This window comes from Sphingomonas sp. PP-F2F-G114-C0414, from assembly GCF_003688595.1.
Taxonomy (GTDB): domain Bacteria; phylum Pseudomonadota; class Alphaproteobacteria; order Sphingomonadales; family Sphingomonadaceae; genus Sphingomonas.
In genome coordinates, this window is sequence record NZ_RCWT01000009.1 from 607,541 (window position 1) to 624,939 (window position 17,399).

Sequence of the window (17,399 nt, forward strand, 5' to 3'; positions counted from 1 at the left end):
GCGTCCTGCCCCTCCGGTGCCACCCCCTCCTGGCGGGGGCCTTAGTAGTGGATCGCCCGGCCGTACGCGGCGAGAACGCTCTCATGCATCATCTCGGACAGCGTCGGATGCGCGAACACCGTCTCCATCAGCTCGGCTTCGGTCGTCTCGAGCTGGCGCGCGACGACATAGCCCTGGATCAGCTCGGTGACTTCCGCGCCGACCATGTGCGCGCCGAGCAGTTCGCCCGTCTTCGCGTCGAACACCGTCTTTACGAAGCCTTCCGCCTCGCCGAGCGCAATCGCCTTGCCATTGCCGATGAAGGGGAATTTGCCGACCTTCAGCTCGTACCCGGCCTCCTTGGCCTTTGCCTCGGTCATGCCGACCGACGCCACCTGCGGGCGCGAATAGGTGCAACCGGGGATGTTGGCCTTATCCATCTGGTGCGGAGAGCCGCCAGCGATTTTCTCGACCGCGATGATACCCTCGTGGCTGGCCTTGTGCGCGAGCCAAGGCGCGCCGGTGACGTCGCCGATCGCCCAGATGCCATCGACATTGGTGCGGCCATAGCCGTCGGTCTTGATATGGCCGCGGTCGGTTTCGACGCCCAAAGCCTCCAGCCCGATATTCTCAGTATTGGGGACGATACCGATCGCGATGATCGCGTGGCTGAAGGTTTCTTCCGAAACCTTGCCGTCCTTCGCCTTGATCTTAGCCGTGACGCCGTTCGCCGAGGGCGCGAGACCCTCCAGACCGGTCTGGGTTAGCAGCTTGATGCCCTGCTTGGTGAGCGCCTTGTCCATGAACGCGGAGACCTCCTCGTCCTCGACGGGGAGGATGCGCGGGAGCATCTCGACGATCGTCACGTCGGCGCCCATGTCGTTGTAGAAGCTGGCGAACTCGACGCCGATCGCGCCCGAGCCGATCACGAGCAGCTTGGTCGGCATCTCAGTCGGGACCATTGCGTGACGATAGGTCCAGATCCGCTTGCCGTCGGCCTTGGCGAACGGCAGGTCGCGCGCGCGCGCGCCGGTCGCGACGATGATGTTCTTGGCTTCCAGCTCGACGGTCTTGTCGCCCTGCTTGACGCTGAGCTTGCCCCCAGTCTTACCGGCGCCCGTGACGGTGCCGACGCCCTCGACGACGGTCACCTTGTTCTTCTTCATCAGGCCCTTGACGCCCGCGTTCAGCTGCCCGGCAACCTTGCGCGAGCGGTCGACGATCTTGGCAAGGTCGAAGCCGACATTGTCCGCCTTGAGGCCGTAGCTCTCGGCGTTCTGCATGTAGTGATAGATTTCCGAGGTGCGGAGCAGCGCCTTGGTCGGGATGCAGCCCCAGTTGAGGCAGATGCCGCCCAGTCGCTCACGCTCGACGATCGCGACCTTCAGGCCGAGTTGCGACGCGCGGATCGCGGCGACGTAGCCGCCGGGGCCCGAGCCGAGGATGACGAGATCATAGGTATCAGCCACGGTAAATCCTTTGATTCAATTGGTTTCGGGCGGCACGGGCCGCGGTTTGCGATCGTCGCCGACCGCCACGAAGATGAAGCGCGCTTGGGTCACCTTGCAGCTGTCGTTGCTGTGACGCGCGCGGCGCCACGCCTCGACCTCGATCGTCATCGAGGTGCGACCAACCGCGCTCAGGTCGGCATAGACCGAGACCTCGTCGCCGACGACGACCGGCATGTGAAACTTCATCGCGTCCGCCGCGATCGTGACGGCGCGGCCGCCACTACGCCTGGACGCGACCGAACCGGCCGCGAGATCCATCTGGCCCATCAGCCAGCCGCCGAAGATGTCGCCATACGGATTGGCGTCGGCAGGCATTGCGGTGACGCGGATCGTGGGAGCCTTGTTGGGGGGCAGGTCGGTCACGCTTCACTCCTGCGGGTCGTTCGGTCGAGACGGCGGGCGCGGCGCAGTGGCCCCACGCCCATCAGCACGGTCGCGACCATCGCCGCTGCCCCGCACGACCAGATCACGTCCTGCCCAAGCGGGTAGGACCATGCCGCCGCCCAGGTCATCGCCACCGCCGCAACGAGACCTCCAAAGATGTGAAGGATCTCGATGGTGGTGCCCGAAAGCGACCGGAACGACGACACCAGGCCCATCTCAGGCGAGCATGCCCAGCGGGTTCTCGACGAGATGTTTGAACGCCTTCATGAACTGCGCGCCATCGGCACCGTCGATCGCGCGGTGATCGAAGCTGCCGGTCGCCGACATGACGGTCGCCACGGTCAGTTCGTCGCCGACGACGTACGGACGTTTCTCGCCCGCGCCGACCGCGAGGATCATCGCCTGCGGTGGGTTGATGACCGCATCGAACTGCGTGATGCCGAACATGCCCATGTTGCTTATCGAAGCGGTACCGCCCTGATATTCCTCGGGTTTCAGTTTGCCGTCGCGAGCCCGTGCCGCAAGGTCCTTCATCTGTGTCGAGATCGACGATAGCGAGGCGGTGTCCGCACCGACGATGATCGGCGTGATCAGGCCCGATGGCGTGCTGACCGCGACCGAGATGTCGGCGCGCGCAAAAGTGATCAGCTGATCGGGCGTGAACATCACGTTGCAGGTCGGGACCTGCATGAGAGCCACGGCCTGCGCCTTGATCAGCAGATCGTTGACCGACAGCTTCACGCCACGTGATTCCAGGCTCTTGTTCAGCTCGCCGCGCAGCTTGAGCAGCGCGTCGAGGCGGATGTTTACGGTCAGGTAGATGTGCGGGACGGTCTGCTTCGACTCGGTGAGACGACGTGCGATCGTCTTGCGAACGTTGCTGAGCTTGGTCGCCTCGTGCGGGATATCAGGCACGGCCGCAGGCTTTGCGGCCGGCGGGGGAGCGGCAGTCGGCGCAGCAGCTTCGGTCTTCGTAGCAGCGGGAGCAGCACCCGGCTTCGCGCTCTCAACGTCGGTCTTGACGATACGACCCTTCGGCCCCGAACCCGACACGGCGCCGAGATCGATGCCCTTGTCGGCAGCAAGACGGCGAGCGAGTGGGCTGGCCTTCACGCGGTCACCGCTGGCGGCGGGCTTGGCCGCGCCGGCGTCGTCGGGACGGCCGTGATCCTCGGCAGAAGCTTCGGTCCGCTCGACCGGCTTAGCCTCGGTCCCGGTCTTGTTCGGATCTTCCGGGTTGGGCTGCGCTTCCGACTCCTTCGCGGCAGGCTCAGGCGTCTCGCTCTTGGTCGGTGCAGAAACCGACGATGCGTCCTCGCCCTCTTCGGCGATGATAGCGATGACCGTGCCGACCTTCACGTTGTCGGTACCCTCGGCGACGAGGATCTTGACCACCGTGCCTTCGTCGACGGCTTCGAATTCCATCGTCGCCTTGTCGGTCTCGATCTCGGCCATCAGGTCGCCGGATTTTACGACGTCGCCCTCCTTGATCAACCATTTGGCGAGGGTACCCTCCTCCATGGTCGGGGACAGCGCAGGCATCTTGATCTCGATCGACATGGATTTCCCCAGGGCGTGACGTAACGGCATGCCTACTCGCGCCCTCGTCCGCTCGGGTCAACCCCGGCGCACTTGCGTATCGACCCGCCTCGGCCCAATTACCGGCAATAACGGGGGCTAAAATGCGCATTTATCTGGTGGTTATCGACGACAGTCCGGAAGCCGGCATCGCGTTGCGGTTCGCGGCACGGCGTGCGGTAAAGACCGGCGGCGGCGTCGAGATTCTCACCGTCATCCCGCCGCAGGAGTTCATCGCGTTCGGCGGCGTCCAGGCGACGATCGAGGAAGAAGCGCGGCTGCATGCCGAGGGGCTGGTCGCGGGGGCGGCGGGAACGTTGCTGGAGGAGTCCGGCTTGCGGCCGTCGATCACGGTCCGCGAAGGCGAAGCGCCCAAGATCATCCGCGAGATGATCGCGGCGAACCCAGAGATTGCTGCGCTGGTGCTGGGCGCGGCCGCCATTGGCGCGCCGGGCGAACTGATCGCGCATTTCGCGGGAACCGACGCGGGCGCGCTGCCGGTCCCCGTCATGATCATCCCCGGGTCGCTGACGCGCGAGGCGATCGATCGTCTTAGCTGACGTCCACTAGCGATCGTGTCGACAACAGCCGTTCGACATCGTCGATGCCGGAGCGTGTCAGCTGGAGTGCTTCGCGCATGCTATCGGGCGGATCGACCAGCGATTTGGCCTCCAGCACACGAATCCAGCGATCCAAGGTCGCGCGATTCAGACCGAGCTGGCTGGCGACCGAGTCGACCGTGGCGATCCGGCTCTCGGCCTCCGCCACATAGACGCTCAACAGCAGCGCCCAGGCATGATCGGCGAACAGATCGCCGCCCAACGTCTTATCGCGTGCCTGCATGACCGCGAGCAGATCCTTTGCGCGGCGCCAAAGACTATGTGGCAGGCGATCGTCGTGACGCGGACCTGCAATCATCGAGCCGAGTGGGGCGGCGGCCGACATCGTACCGACGAGATGGCCGCTTTCGCCGCTGCCGATACGCAAAACCTGGACGGTGAGCGTGATGATACTGCCATCGCCGCCAAGATATCGCTTGCGGATCGATTGCGACTGACCATTCGGACGAAGAGCCTGGACCTGCGATACGTTGCGAGCGATATCCTCAGGGTGCGTGATTGACGTATACGACATGCCGATCAGCTCTGTGCGCGTACGTTTCAGCACACGAGCCACCGGTTCATCGATGGCTTGTATGATACCGTCCATATTCGAGATTGAATGGCCTATAATCACTATCGGTCCCGGATTTCGATAAGTACCTCTACGCATTTGATTAAAAAGTATCAAATCTGAATCATGTTCGTGCGATTTATCGATTCCGCCGAAAGTGATCTTCAGCTGAATTCCAGTTTCAACTGGTTCGTCTCGGCGATATTAAACACTTGAGGCGTGCCTGCGATCCGGGCACGATCATTCCATGTCGACCCTTATCGTTCCACTGCTTCTCGCAGCCGCCGCCCCGCTCGCGCCCCCACCTGCGACCCAATCCGCTGCCTCGGCGAAGCCCTCTGCGACCCGATTGAAGGCGGACGTCGCAACGATGGTCGATTTCGGCACACGCCACACGGCGTCGATTACGACCGACCCCAAGCGCGGTATCGGCGCCGCCCGGACCTGGGCAGCGCGCCGCTTTACGGAGATCGGTGGATCGTGCGGCGGGTGCATCGCGGTCGACCGGATTTCGCGACGTTTCACCGGTCCGCGGGCACCGACCGGCGTGGTGGTAGAAGACGTCCTGGGGATCCAGAAGGGCCGCGATCCGAACCGGGTGGTGATCGTCGGCGCACATATCGACAGCCGCGTGACCGATGTCATGAACGCGACCTCCGACGCGCCGGGCGCCAACGACAATGCCTCGGGCGTGGCGCTGGTCCTCGAGGTTGCGCGCTTGCTGTCGCAGCGTCAGTTCGACGCGACGATCGTCTACGCGGTGTTCTCGGGCGAGGAACAGGGCTTGTGGGGCGCCGAACTGCTCGCCGATACGGCGAAGGCGCGCGGCTGGCAGATATCGGCGATGCTCAACAACGACATCGTCGGCAACACGGTCGGGCAGGGCGGCATCCGGGTCGCGGACAAGGTGCGCGTGTTTTCGGAAGGCATACGCGCATCAGAAGACATGGTCGCCCAGCAGGGACGGCGGGCGGAGGGCGGCGAGGACGATGGCCCGAGTCGCGCTCTGGCTAAGGCGATCGACGGGATCGCCGGCGGCATTCCGGGCGGGCTCGACGTGATGATCGATCGGCGACCGGATCGATTCGGTCGCGGTGGCGATCACGAACCGTTTCTTAAGCTCGGTTATCCCGCGGTACGGTTCTCGGTCGCGGCCGAGAACTGGGATCGCCAGCATCAGGATCTGCGTACCGAAAAAGGTGTCGTCTACGGCGACACGATCGAGGGCATGGATTTTCCGTATCTGGCCAAGGTGACGGCGATCAACGTCGCGACGATCGCTCAGATTGCCGCCGCGCCGGCGGCGCCCGAAGACGTATCTATCGCGGGTGCCTTGTCGCGCGATACGACGGTCAAATGGACTGCCGTGCCGGGCGCCGCACGCTACCGCGTCCGGTGGCGCCGCAACGACGCGCAGGGCTGGACCGAAGTCCGCGACGTGACGGGTACGCAGACGGTGCTGGTCCAGGTGCCGGTCGACGACACGTTCGTCGGCGTGTCGGCGCTATCGGCGGATGGCGCCGAGAGCCTGGTCAGTTTCGGTGGGCGTGAGCGCCGGCGATAGTCGCGGCTGGAAATCATGGTCGGTGATCGGGGTCGGCAGTCGATGGCTGCTGTCGGATCAGGCGGCCGCCGATTTTTGCCAGCCGCGGTTGGCCAGCGCGCGGGCTTCCTCGACCGGAAGCGGGCGACCGAAATAATAGCCCTGAACCTTGGTGCAGCCGAATTGCCGGACCATCCGGTGTTCGGCCTCGGTCTCGACGCCCTCGGCAGTGGTCGCCATGCCGAGGCTCTCGGCCAGCGCGACGACCGCACGAATGATCGCGATCGCCTCTCGCATCCCCTTGGCCGCGTCCTGGACGAAGCTGCGATCAATCTTGATCGATGAGAACCGCGTCCGGCTGAGATAACCAAGCGACGAATAGCCGGTGCCGAAATCGTCGAGGCTGAGCCGCACGCCGAGATCGAGGACGCGCTCGAGGACCTTGGCGACGCCCAGCCCTTCATGCATGAACACGCTCTCGGTCACTTCGAGCTCGAGCCGTTCGGCGGACAGGCCGGAGCTGGCGAGCGCGCCGGTGACGGTCGTCACGAACCCGGGGTTCTGCAGCTGGTCGGGCGATACGTTAACCGCGATCCGGATCACCGATGGCCAGCGCGCAGCTTCCTCGCACGCGGTGCGCAATACCCAGGCGCCGATATTGGCGATCAGCCGGGTTTCTTCGGCGAGCGGGATGAACTTGTCGGGCGACACGATGCCGAATTCCGGGCTGTTCCAGCGCAGCAACGCCTCGAAACCCAGCAGGACGCCGGTTTCGGCGTCGACGACGGGCTGGTAGACGAGATGCATCTCGCCATTCTCGACCGCGGTGCGCAGCGCGATCTCGAGGACGCGACGCTCTTCGGCCTGAACATGAAGCGCGGGTTCGTAGCTACGGTAGACGCCGCGGCCGGCATCCTTGGCGCGGTACAGTGCGAGATCGGCCGAACGGATGAGCATTTCCGCGGTCCGGCCATCGCGCGGACCGACCGCGAGACCGATGCTGGCGCCGATATACAGCGTGTGCGCATCCATTTCGTAGGGGAGCGACAGCGAGTCGATGATCCGCTGGGCGAGCGATTCGAGCGCGACCTGATCGCTGGCGTCGCGGACGATGACCGCGAACTCGTCACCGCCGAGCCGGCCGCAAAGTTCGTTGTCGGTCATCAACTGGCTCAGCCGTTCGGAGACGCGGCTCAGCAGGCGATCGCCGAACGGATGGCCAAGCGTATCGTTGACCGCCTTGAACCGGTCGAGGTCGAGCATCATGAACGCGTACCGGCCGCCCCATTGGCCGGCCTCGCCGATCGTCCGGACCAGTGTTTCGTTGACCATCAGCCGGTTGGGCAGCCCGGTGAGCGTGTCGAAGCGCGCCATCCGGTTGATCTTGTCGACCGACTTGCGCTGTTCGGTGATGTCGGAGCCGACCCCGCGGAACCCGCTGAACACGCCGCGATCGTCGAACCGCGGCGAGGCAGCGATCTCCCACCAGCGATCTTCGCCCTTGATCTGCACGGGCAGGCGCAGGTCTCGAAAACTCTCGCGTTTCTTCATCTTGTCGGCGAGCGTGCGCAATCCGGTGGCGAAATCGCCGGTCTCCCAAGTCGGCCCGGCGAGCAGCTGGAGCAACGGCATGCCGTCGACGCTGGCCGGGTCGAGGCCGGCCGCGAACGCGAAACGCGGCGAGGCGCGGACGATGCGGCGTGCGGCATCGGTCTCCCACAGCCAGTCGGCGCCGGTCTCCTCGAACTCGCGCAGCAGCAGGCTGACGGTCTCGTCGCGCTCGTCGAGCGCCATCTCGCTGGCGTGGAGCAGCATCAGCGTCCGCGCGCGGCTGACGCAGACCAGCATCAGCAGCAGCGTGAAGACGAACACGCCGACCGAGGCCGCGATCGTGCCTGCCATAGCTAGCTGGAGCGTGACAGCACTGCCAAGATACCCGAGGAAGACCAGGGTTCCGAGCGTCAGCGGCGCCATCGCGAACGCCGCGCCGGTCATCAGCGCGCACAGGGTCAGCCCCAGACCCGCGGTCGTCCCGGACGGCGCATGGGTACAGAACAGCACGGGTACGGTCGACCATGCCAGCGCCAGCAGCAAGCCTTCCCAGCCGGTGTTGCGGACATCGCGTAGCGCGATCTGGCCATCGCCGAGTTGTGGTGCCCTGAGGCGCCGGGCCGCGATGCCGACGACGACGAGCAGCAGCACGCCGAGCCAGCTGGCGATCTGCCATTGCGGCGACGTGTCGTCGACCAGCAGCGCCGTGGCGGTTGCGGCGATACCGTTCGCCGCGAGCATCACCAGCGCCATCCTGCGCCCGCCGTGCAGTTGCGCAGTCCGGATCCGGCTCCATTCGACCGGATCGGAACCGTCGCGCAGACCTAACAACAAGGGAAGCGTGACTGCGATCCCGCGCAACGGTGAAGGGGTTTTGATGCTCACGGAGCGAACCCTAATAAGCTTTAGTTAGCAGACTGTTGGCGTACCGTCGCCGATATCACGATTCATCGCGGATCTCGGTCCGACCGGCGCGTTCTGCCAAACTTCGAGCCGTCGAGCATCGTCCGTCGATGCGATATCTCAGGCTGCGATATCGTATGGTTTGATATCGCCGCTGAGGTACAGGTTGCGTGCCTTCGCACGGCTGAGCTTGCCCGACGAGGTGCGCGGTAGCGTGCGCGGCGGGATCAGTTCGATCAGGCAATTCATGCCCGTCACCGACCGCACGCGCTCGCGGATCTCGTCGCGCAGGCGCAGGCGTTCGGCTTCGTCCGAGCTGCGGCACTGGACCAGTACGGCGGGGGTCTCCTCGCCGCCAGGCGTCGTGATCGCGAATGCGGCGATGTCACCGGCCTTGAAGCCGGGAAGCTGTTCCACCGCCCATTCGATGTCCTGCGGCCAGTGGTTCTTGCCGTTGACGATGATCATGTCCTTGGCGCGGCCGACGATGTAGATGTAGCCGTCCGACATATAGCCCATGTCGCCGGTATCGAGCCAACCGCCGGACATGCACGCCTCGGTCGCGGCGTCGTCGCGGAAATAGCCGACCATCACCGACTTGCCGCTGCACCAGACTTTGCCGATCGCGCGATCGGGGAGCGGCGTGCCGTCCTCTTCGCGGATCTCGATTCGCATGTCGCGGACCGGCTTGCCGCAGTTGACGATCGCCCGGTAGCGCTGAGGACGGTCACCGCCTCGCGAGCCACCCGAAAGCTGCGTTTCCTCGACCAGTTCGACGCGGATGCCTTCGCCCGGCGGCATCAGCGAAACGGCGAGCGTCGCCTCGGCCAAGCCGTAGCTCGGCAGGAACGCGCTGGCCTTGAAGCCGGCATCGGCGAACGCGTCGACGAACGACTGCATCACGTCGGGGCGGATCATGTCGGCGCCGTTGCCCGCGACACGCCAGCGCGACAGGTCGAAGCGGTCGCTGGCCTTGGTTTGCGAAGACATGCGGCGCGCGCAGATATCGTAGCCGAAGGTCGGCGAATAGCTGAGCGTCGTGCCTTCGTTGCGGCTGATGAGATCGAGCCACGCGAGCGGACGGCGCGCGAAATCCTCGGTCTTGAGGTAGTCGGTCGAGACCTGGTTCGCGATCGGCGACAGGAAGCAGCCGACCAGTCCCATGTCGTGATACCAGGGCAGCCAGGAAACGCAGCGATCGGTGTCGCACACTTCCATGCCGTGGCTGTGCGCGGCGAGGTTGTTGAGCAGCGCGGCATGCGTGATGACGACGCCGTGCGGGAAGCGCGTCGAGCCGCTCGAATATTGCAGATATGCGATGTCGTCCGGCTTCGCTTCGGGGAGCGTTGCAGCAGGCGCCTCGCGCGTCGCGAACTCGGACCAGTCGATCCCGATGGTGCCAGACAGGCGCGCGGCCTCGCCCGCCATCTGCGCGAGTTCGGGCGGGAAGATCAGCATTTTTGGGTCGCAGCTTTCAAGCTGGACGCGAAGCTGTTCGATGTACGAATCGCGGCCGCCGAACGAGGTCGGCAACGGCAACGGCACGGGCCATGCGCCGGCATAGACGACGCCGAAGAACAATGCGGCGAACTCGGGGCCGGTCTCCGCGACCAGCGCGATGCGATCGGCGGGGGCAACACCGGCGGCGATCAGGCGATCCGCCATCGCACGCGCGTCGGTACGGAGCTGGCTGTAAGGATAAGGTTGCGACAAAGTGCCACGCGCGTCGTGAAAATTAAGACCACGGTTACCGCTTGCCGCGTAGTCGAGGGCTTCGCCCAGCGTGCCGAAGTCGGCGAAGCGGCGCGGCAGGGCGTCTGCGGTCGGGGTGGCGACAGGGGCCGCTACGGTCTGGCCGTGCTTGCCGTCGGTGGTGGCCGTGTCGGTCGTTGCCGTTTCGGTCGTCATCGCAGTTCCTGCCTTGCTCCGTCGCGGCGATCGAACACACCACGCCTATCTCTAGTCTAGCCGTTCAACTTCGGGTGTCAGTGTGGCACAATGATGGCGTGGACGACGATGACGATGCCCTCGGCCCGCAACGGGATGCTAGCGACTCCGACAATAGTCGCTCGGCGGATGGTCGTGGCACGGCGAAACGCGGCGGGTGGGGCAAAGGCCAGGACAAGAGCCGATCGCGCGAACGGCCCGCGCCCAAACCACTCGATGCCGCCGCGCTCGAACGTTTGGCGCTCCGCTACGTCGAACGGTTCGCGACGACGCGGCTGCGACTGACCGATTACCTCAACCGCAAGATCCGCGAACGTGGCTGGGCCGACGAGACTGCCGGCGCCGCCGCAGACCCCGCCGAGTTGGCGCAACGTATGGCCGAGCTCGGCTATGTCGACGACCGGGCCTTTGCCGAGCAGCGCGCGGCGGCGATGCAGCGACGGGGCCTTGGGGCGCGACGTGTCGCGGGCGCATTTCGCGAAGCGGGCATCGATGAAAGCGACGCGGACTCGGTCGCGCCGGCGATTGCCGACCGTGCGGTCGAATCGGCGCTGGCGTTCGCACGTCGCAAACGGATCGGCCCGTACGGCAGCGGGGAGGGCGATGGGCACGGCTACCGAAAACTGCACGAGAAGCAACTTGCGGCAATGCTTCGCGCCGGTCACCGTTTCGATCTGGCACGCCGGATCGTCGCCGCCCCGCCGTCGGCTGTTGTAGAAGCATCCGATTTCGAGTGATGTCCGTCACGGATTCGTTGCGATTGCGACGAAGCGTGCTAGCTAGGCGGCTAGGGGTGTAATGATGCGTATAGTGACGCAAACAGGGGCGGAAATGCCGATCGAAACTGCGATCGAAGCCACCATCGACAACGGGGGACTATTGGCCGGACTTGTCGGCGGCGTCGATGTGCGTGCGATCGGCGGCGTCATCAAGTGGTTCGACGTGACCCGTGGGTTCGGCTTCGCCGTCGCGGACGACGACAGCGTTGGCGATATCCTCGTCCATTTCTCCGTCCTGCAGCCTCATGGCCGCCGCAGTCTGCCCGAGGGCGCACGGATCGAGACCTTGTCGGTTCAGCGTGGGCGCGGGTTCCAGGCGCGCGAGATCGTCTCGATCGACATGACCAACGCCGTCGCCGAGGTGGAGCGAACGTCGACATCGTCGCCGGACCGGGTCGATCCGATCGCGATGATCGATGCCGCCGGGCCGTTCGAGCCGGTCGTCGTCAAATGGTTCAACCGCCTCAAGGGCTATGGCTTTCTCGTCCGTAGCGCAGACGGCTGCGATATATTCGTCCATATGGAGACGCTGCGTCGCGCAGGGATCGAATCGGTCGAGCCCGACCAACCGCTCCGCGCGCGGGTCGTCGCAGGACGGAAGGGGCCGCTGGCGGTCGTGGTCGAAGAGGGTTTGTAATGAGCGTACTTGCCAAGGCCGGTCTGGCCGCGGTCCTGATTGGCGGAGCTGGAGCGGGCGGGGTCGCGTATATGCATGCCGATACCAAGACCGAGAATGCCCCGGTGCTCACGCTCACTATCAAAAGCGCGAACGGCCCGCATGTGTTCGTCGTCGAGCGCGCGAAGACGGCGGCGGAACAAGAACGTGGGCTGATGTACCGGACCGATCTCAAACCCGATGGCGGGATGTTGTTCTGGCCCTATCCGGCGGACGGCGGCGCTCCGGTGAACGCGAACTTCTGGATGAAGAACACGCCGAGTCCGCTCGACATTCTCTACATCCGTGCAGACCGGACGATCGCCCGGATCGCGGACAACACCGTACCGTTTTCCGAGGCGCCGATCCCGTCGGGCGAACCGGTCGGCGCGGTGCTGGAACTGATGGGTGGACGGTCTGCGGAATTGGGGATCGCCGAGGGTGATCGCGTAACCTGGGACGAGAGCGCGAAGTAGCGCGGTAGGGGCTGCCGGATCGCCGAGCCGGGCTGTGATGGGGAAGGCTGCGTCTCTACGCGGGTAACACGTTTCCCCGCAAAGGCGGGGACCAGACTGGGTTCCCTCTTTTGCGGGAGAACAAGGGGGAGCGGCATGCCGGTCGAACGCCGGCACATCCCTTCTGCAAAAGGTAAGCACCGGCACGCCTCTCGAATTACACAGGAAGCGAGGCTTCGCCTGACCTCGGCCATCATCATGGTTGAAGCCCGCCCTCACTCGGGTTAAGCGCACCGGCATGGGCTTTCTCGCATCGACTTTCACGTGGTGGAACGGCGCCACCCTCGGCACCAAATTCGGCTTGCGCAGCATGGCGAAGAAGGGCGAGGACGCGCTTGGCAACGTCTATTACGAGGGCGGCAAGGATACCGCCGGCAACCCGCGTCGCTGGGTGATCTATCAGGGCGCGACTGACGCCAGCCGAGTCCCGCCCGCGTGGTTCAGCTGGTTGCATCATCAGGTCGACGACGTTCCCGAGCGCGCTTTGCCCCCGGTTCGCGCTTGGCAGAAGCCTGCGATTCCCAACATGACCGGTACCGCGCTCGCGTATCGGCCTTCGGGTGCGCTCGAAAAGGGCGGAACGCGTGCGGCGGCCACCGGTGACTACGAAGCCTGGGTCCCCGAAGGGTGAATTTGCGCTGGCTTGCCGCGGCCGTGCTGGTCGCGGTGCTGGGGATCGGCGGCTGGTTCGGCTATCGCGCGTTGCAGACGCCGAATAAGCCTGCCGGGGTCGTCCAGCAGGATCTGCCGATGGCGGACGAGTCGGCGAGTTCCTCCGTCGAAACGATCGATACCGGGGCGGCGGCGATCGCGAATGGCGGAACGCCGATGGCGCAACGCGTTGCGGTGATCGGCATCCTGAACAAGCGAAATGGCGAAACGCACGACGTCACGCTGAAGCCCGGTCAGGCGACGCGGATGGGCGATGTGGTGCTGCGGCTGCGCGCCTGCGAACAGACCGCGCCGTGGGAGCAGGAGCAACTGACCGGCGCGTTCGTCCAGGTGCTGGTGCGCGGCGTCGACACGCATTGGCGCTGGACGTTTTCAGGCTGGCTCTACAAGGAACGCCCCGCGCTGAACGCGGTGCAGAACCCGGTCTACGACGTCTGGACCAAGAGTTGCGCGATGACGTTCCCCGCGACCGGGCCCGATACCGCGTCCGATGCGGAGGCCTTGCCCGCCAAGCGATCGAGCGCGCGGAAGTCGCCGGCCGACGCCACGCCCGCAGCAGCCGATGCGCCGAGCGCGCCGTCGAGTGACGCGGCCAGCAACGCAACGTAATCCGCGCGATCGATTTCGACTGCGCCGAGCGAAGCGAGGTGCGAGGTCTGAAACTGACAATCGAGCAGCGTGAACCCACCGACGCGCAGCCGTGCGACCAGATGCGCGAGCGCGACCTTCGAGGCATCGGTCGCGCGGCTGACCATGCTTTCGCCGAAGAACGCGCGGCCCAGCGCGAGCCCATAGAGCCCGCCGACGAGCTTGCCGCCGTCCCAGCATTCGACCGAATGTGCGAAGCCCATAGCGTGCAGCGTCGTGAAGACGCGTTCAATGCTCGCGTTGATCCAGGTCTCGGGCCGGCCAGCGACGCTTTCGGCGCAGAGCCGGAGAATTGGCTCGAAAGCGGTATCGACGGTGACCCGGAACCGGTCGGCGACGATCGTCTTGCGCAGCGACCGCGAGAGCCGGAACGAATCGAGCGGCAGCACGGCGCGGCGACGCGGCTCGACCCAGTAGACGCTGGCGGCATCGCGGCTGTCGGCCATCGGAAAGACGCCGACCGAGTATGCGCCGAGGACGAGCTGCGGGTCGAGTCCATTTTTCGGATCGAGACCCCCGTTCATGCGGCCAGCCGTTGTTCGATCCGCCGCCACAGATCGGCGAACGCGCGCGCCGCCGACGACTTTGGCAAGAAGACACCGACCGGTGCGCGCCGCGATGCCATCGCCTCGATCCCGCTTGCCATCGGGATCACCGGCCAGTCGGGGTGGCGGGCCAGCGCCTCGGCATGCAGCGCGCGGCGCTTGTCGACCATGACATGGACCGGCAGCAGCGGCGTCCGGCCGCCGAGATGTGCAACGACGGCCTCATAGGCACGAGTCGACAGCGGCGAGGGGATGACCGGGATGACGATCAGGTCGGCGGCGCGCATGACCTGATCCGCGGTCTCGGTCAGGCCGGGCGGGCAGTCGAGGACGACGCGGTCGTACCCGGCGAGGTCGGACACCAGTTTGGCGAGGCGCTTCTTCTTGTCGAGATCGTGGAACAGCTGGTCGAGCCCGCGGAGCGACGCATCGGCGGCGATCAGGTCGAGCTGCGGATATGCGGTCGGCCGTGCCTGCTTGGCGACGGCGATGTCCTTCGAGAACATCGCCTGCGCCTGGTCGACCTTGCCCGGCCCCCCGAGCACCCAGGTCGCGGCGGCCTGCGGGTCGAGATCCCACAGCAGTGTACGTCTGGCCGACAGCGCGGCGGCGCACCAGGCGAGGTTCACGGCGAGCGTCGTCTTACCGACGCCGCCCTTCAGGCTGTATATCGCTAGTGTTGCCATGGATCATACGGTGCCGGGCCGGCGGCGTCCGGGCAAGGGTGCACGACACAAAGAAAAACGGCCGGCGGAAAAACCGCCGGCCGTTTCTGGAACCGTTCACGCCAAAATATTGGTCGATCGAGCCTTATGCGTGGCAGATCTGCGCCGACTTGCCCGGACGGGTCAGCGTGACGCTGTCCTCGTTGCCGGTCATCGACCAGCCGCCCTCGGCGGTCTTCGGCGAACCGGCGACGTCCGACTTCAGCGTGGTTGGCGTGCCGTCCTGCTTGGTGCGGACCACGGCCTGCTTGTCGCCTTGGAAGAACGTCACGTACAACAGGCTGTTGTCCTTGCAACGCAACGTCTTTTCCGACTTTATCGCGGGCGGCAGTTCGACCGGCGCGGCGTTCGCGAGCGTGTTCGCCATCGGATCGGGATTGGTGTCGACCACCTCTGGCGAGGCTGGCTTGGAGTTGCAGGCAGCCAGCACAAGCAGCGCGGCAACGGCGGTGATGGGGATGATCTTCATAGCGGAACCTCGCTTCGCGCATGCAGCATAGGGCGTCAAGGTTTAAGCGCTACCATCGCATCCCCGGACGACGAACAGGTCAGTCTTGCTGACGGGCTGCGCAGGGCGCGCGGCATGTCGAGCGCGTGCCGGACGAGGATCAGGGCTTCTGCATACCACGCAACGCGGTGAGACGCGTTTCGATGACGTCGATCGGTGTCGCGATGTGCGCGGCGACCAGCGTGTCGCCGACAGCGAGCATGATCCGCGTTGCTTCCTCCAGCAACGACAGCGCATGTTCGTAGTTTTTCATGACCGATAGCCCCTTTCTTGGCCGCGACTTGGACAGGGAGTGAGGCTAACATGGATCAATCCACCCTGGAAGCACGTTATGGGTTTGCGCGAGAGGCGTTCGGCGCGACCTGTCGGCGTGGCGTATCGTGTTTAGTACGCAAAACTTTCGATGGGTTGCCCGCGGCGGATGGCAGCGCCATTTGTCGGCGATGCACACGACATCTGATACGCTCGCCCTGATCGGCAATACCCCGCTCGTTCGACTGAAGGGACCGAGCGACGCAACGGGCTGCGATATCTTCGGAAAGTGCGAATTCGCCAATCCCGGCGCGTCGGTCAAGGATCGCGCGGCGCTGTTCATCGTCGAGGATGCGGAGGAGCGGGGTCTGCTCCAGCCCGGCGGCACGATCGTCGAGGGGACCGCGGGCAACACCGGTATCGGTTTAGCGCTGGTCGCCAACGCCAAGGGCTACAAGACGATCATCGTCATGCCGGAGACGCAGAGCCGGGAGAAGATGGACACGCTCAGGGCTCTGGGGGCCGAACTGGTGCTGGTGCCTGCGGCGGCGTTCTCGTCGCCGTGCCATTTCGTCCATACCTCGCGCCGGATCGCCGACGAGACGCCGGGCGCGATCTGGGCGAACCAGTTCGACAATATCGCCAACCGCCGCGCGCATATCGTCGGCACCGCCGAGGAAATCTGGGCGCAGATGGAGGGCCGGGTTGATGGCTTTACCTGTGCAGCCGGCACCGGCGGGACGATCGCCGGCGTCGGGCTGGGGCTGAAGGCCAAGGACGAGACGGTCTGCATCGCGCTCAGCGACCCGCATGGCGCGGCACTCTACAATTACTACGCACACGGCGAACTGAAGTCCGAGGGATCGTCGGTCGCCGAGGGGATCGGGCAGGGGCGAATCACCGCCAACCTCGAAGGCGCGCCGATCGACACCCAGTTCCGGATTTCGGATCAGGAGGGGTATGCCTGGGTGCGCCGGCTGCTCGACGACGAAGGACTCTGCCTCGGCTTGTCGTCGGGTATCAACGTCGCGGGAGCGGTCGCGCTGGCGCGACATCTGGGGCCGGGAAAGCGCATCGCGACGATCCTATGCGATACCGGATTCCGGTATCTGTCGACGCTGTACGATCCCGAATGGCGCGCAGCCAAGGGCCTGACTTGAGCCGGCCCGCGTCGAGAATCGACAGCGGGACGATGGTCGGGTATCGGAACGCGACAAGATGAAGTCGCCCAACGATCCCTATCAGCGCATGCAGCGCATCAAGGTCGGCCTGATCGGCCTTGCGGCCGTGGTGCTTTTGATCGGGCTGGCCAGCGCGATCATCGGCTCTGCAAGCCGCGAGCGGCCGGTTGCGGCGGTAGGGGCTGCCCAGCCAGACGTGGTGGCCAACATGGGCGTGACGAACAGCGTGGACGCCGCCGATCCTACCGAACCCCTGGCCGAAATGGGCGTAGCTCCCAGTGCAAATGGTCAATCCGCGACTCGCTGAGGCTGATTGCTGCCCTTAATTGCACATCGATGATTTCACACCG

The 17,399-nt window shown here is 65.3% G+C and carries 19 protein-coding genes and 1 pseudogene; 9 read left to right on the plus strand and 11 right to left on the minus strand.

Going from position 1 to position 17,399, the window contains the following annotated elements; all coding sequences use genetic code 11:
• Positions 1 to 41: 41 nt before the first annotated feature.
• The 4 genes from lpdA to C8J47_RS03390 are packed head-to-tail and all read right to left on the minus strand — an operon-like array spanning position 42 to position 3,434.
• Complete coding sequence (gene lpdA, locus C8J47_RS03375; protein WP_121884420.1) at positions 42 to 1,448, minus strand: dihydrolipoyl dehydrogenase; 1,407 nt, start codon at positions 1,446 to 1,448, stop codon at positions 42 to 44.
• Positions 1,449 to 1,463: 15 nt separating this feature from the next.
• Entirely contained in the window at positions 1,464 to 1,805 is a 342-nt protein-coding gene (locus C8J47_RS03380; protein ID WP_056052938.1) for an acyl-CoA thioesterase, read from the minus strand.
• A gap of 44 nt (positions 1,806 to 1,849) precedes the next feature.
• Complete coding sequence (locus C8J47_RS03385) at positions 1,850 to 2,080, minus strand: hypothetical protein (RefSeq protein WP_259467327.1); 231 nt, start codon at positions 2,078 to 2,080, stop codon at positions 1,850 to 1,852.
• A gap of 10 nt (positions 2,081 to 2,090) precedes the next feature.
• Entirely contained in the window at positions 2,091 to 3,434 is a 1,344-nt protein-coding gene (locus tag C8J47_RS03390) for a pyruvate dehydrogenase complex dihydrolipoamide acetyltransferase (RefSeq protein WP_121884422.1), read from the minus strand.
• A gap of 122 nt (positions 3,435 to 3,556) precedes the next feature.
• Here C8J47_RS03390 and C8J47_RS03395 point away from each other — a divergent pair, with 122 nt between their 5' ends.
• Positions 3,557 to 4,012 carry a universal stress protein gene (locus C8J47_RS03395; RefSeq protein ID WP_056051362.1) on the plus strand — a complete coding sequence of 152 codons (456 nt, stop codon included), beginning with the start codon at positions 3,557 to 3,559 and terminating at the stop codon, positions 4,010 to 4,012.
• Here the strand turns inward: C8J47_RS03395 and C8J47_RS03400 are convergent.
• Positions 4,005 to 4,586 (minus strand): hypothetical protein, encoded by a 582-nt coding sequence (locus C8J47_RS03400; protein WP_147454268.1) that lies wholly within the window; start codon positions 4,584 to 4,586, stop codon positions 4,005 to 4,007. The two genes, C8J47_RS03395 and C8J47_RS03400, sit on opposite strands and share 8 nt — an antisense overlap.
• Before the next feature lie 286 nt (positions 4,587 to 4,872).
• Between C8J47_RS03400 and C8J47_RS03405 the strand changes: the two genes are divergently transcribed.
• Positions 4,873 to 6,189 carry a M20/M25/M40 family metallo-hydrolase gene (locus C8J47_RS03405; RefSeq protein WP_121884423.1) on the plus strand — a complete coding sequence of 439 codons (1,317 nt, stop codon included), beginning with the start codon at positions 4,873 to 4,875 and terminating at the stop codon, positions 6,187 to 6,189.
• Positions 6,190 to 6,246: 57 nt separating this feature from the next.
• Here C8J47_RS03405 and C8J47_RS03410 read toward each other — a convergent pair whose 3' ends face one another.
• Positions 6,247 to 8,604, minus strand: a complete 2,358-nt coding sequence (locus C8J47_RS03410) for a bifunctional diguanylate cyclase/phosphodiesterase (protein ID WP_259467328.1) — start codon at positions 8,602 to 8,604, stop codon at positions 6,247 to 6,249.
• Positions 8,605 to 8,742: 138 nt separating this feature from the next.
• Positions 8,743 to 10,530, minus strand: a complete 1,788-nt coding sequence (locus C8J47_RS03415) for a fatty acyl-AMP ligase (RefSeq protein WP_121884424.1) — start codon at positions 10,528 to 10,530, stop codon at positions 8,743 to 8,745.
• A gap of 98 nt (positions 10,531 to 10,628) precedes the next feature.
• On the opposite strand from C8J47_RS03415, the gene C8J47_RS19100 reads away from it, so the two are divergent.
• The 5 genes and pseudogenes from C8J47_RS19100 to C8J47_RS19705 form a co-directional block, all read left to right on the plus strand.
• Positions 10,629 to 11,306 carry a RecX family transcriptional regulator gene (locus tag C8J47_RS19100; RefSeq protein ID WP_183129001.1) on the plus strand — a complete coding sequence of 226 codons (678 nt, stop codon included), beginning with the start codon at positions 10,629 to 10,631 and terminating at the stop codon, positions 11,304 to 11,306.
• Positions 11,307 to 11,400: 94 nt separating this feature from the next.
• Positions 11,401 to 11,985 (plus strand): cold shock protein, encoded by a 585-nt coding sequence (locus tag C8J47_RS03425; protein WP_121884425.1) that lies wholly within the window; start codon positions 11,401 to 11,403, stop codon positions 11,983 to 11,985.
• Positions 11,985 to 12,479: a DUF192 domain-containing protein gene (locus tag C8J47_RS03430; RefSeq protein ID WP_121884426.1), complete on the plus strand. Its 495-nt coding sequence runs from the start codon at positions 11,985 to 11,987 to the stop codon at positions 12,477 to 12,479. Before C8J47_RS03425 ends, C8J47_RS03430 begins: the two co-directional genes overlap by 1 nt.
• 277 nt (positions 12,480 to 12,756) lie before the next feature.
• Positions 12,757 to 13,149, plus strand: coding sequence for an NADH:ubiquinone oxidoreductase subunit NDUFA12 (locus C8J47_RS03435; RefSeq protein WP_056051356.1), 393 nt, complete (start codon positions 12,757 to 12,759; stop codon positions 13,147 to 13,149).
• Positions 13,150 to 13,346: 197 nt separating this feature from the next.
• A pseudogene (locus tag C8J47_RS19705) lies at positions 13,347 to 13,580 on the plus strand (DUF2155 domain-containing protein); the annotation flags it as partial.
• Between the two features lie 35 nt (positions 13,581 to 13,615).
• On the opposite strand, the gene aat reads toward C8J47_RS19705, so the two are convergent.
• The 4 genes from aat to C8J47_RS19105 form a co-directional block, all read right to left on the minus strand.
• Complete coding sequence (gene aat, locus C8J47_RS03445) at positions 13,616 to 14,362, minus strand: leucyl/phenylalanyl-tRNA--protein transferase (protein ID WP_121884427.1); 747 nt, start codon at positions 14,360 to 14,362, stop codon at positions 13,616 to 13,618.
• The gene (locus tag C8J47_RS03450; RefSeq protein ID WP_121884428.1) at positions 14,359 to 15,069 is read right to left on the minus strand and encodes a ParA family protein; all 711 of its coding nucleotides are present in this window, start codon (positions 15,067 to 15,069) and stop codon (positions 14,359 to 14,361) included. The genes aat and C8J47_RS03450 overlap by 4 nt, the downstream gene beginning before the upstream one ends.
• A 124-nt stretch (positions 15,070 to 15,193) precedes the next feature.
• Complete coding sequence (locus C8J47_RS03455; RefSeq protein WP_056051347.1) at positions 15,194 to 15,577, minus strand: hypothetical protein; 384 nt, start codon at positions 15,575 to 15,577, stop codon at positions 15,194 to 15,196.
• Between the two features lie 139 nt (positions 15,578 to 15,716).
• Positions 15,717 to 15,869, minus strand: coding sequence for a hypothetical protein (locus tag C8J47_RS19105; RefSeq protein WP_156364198.1), 153 nt, complete (start codon positions 15,867 to 15,869; stop codon positions 15,717 to 15,719).
• A 190-nt stretch (positions 15,870 to 16,059) separates the two neighbouring features.
• Between C8J47_RS19105 and C8J47_RS03460 the strand changes: the two genes are divergently transcribed.
• Entirely contained in the window at positions 16,060 to 17,028 is a 969-nt protein-coding gene (locus C8J47_RS03460; protein ID WP_121884729.1) for a cysteine synthase A, read from the plus strand.
• Between the two features lie 58 nt (positions 17,029 to 17,086).
• Positions 17,087 to 17,356 carry a hypothetical protein gene (locus C8J47_RS03465; protein WP_243645466.1) on the plus strand — a complete coding sequence of 90 codons (270 nt, stop codon included), beginning with the start codon at positions 17,087 to 17,089 and terminating at the stop codon, positions 17,354 to 17,356.
• Positions 17,357 to 17,399: the final 43 nt, after the last annotated feature.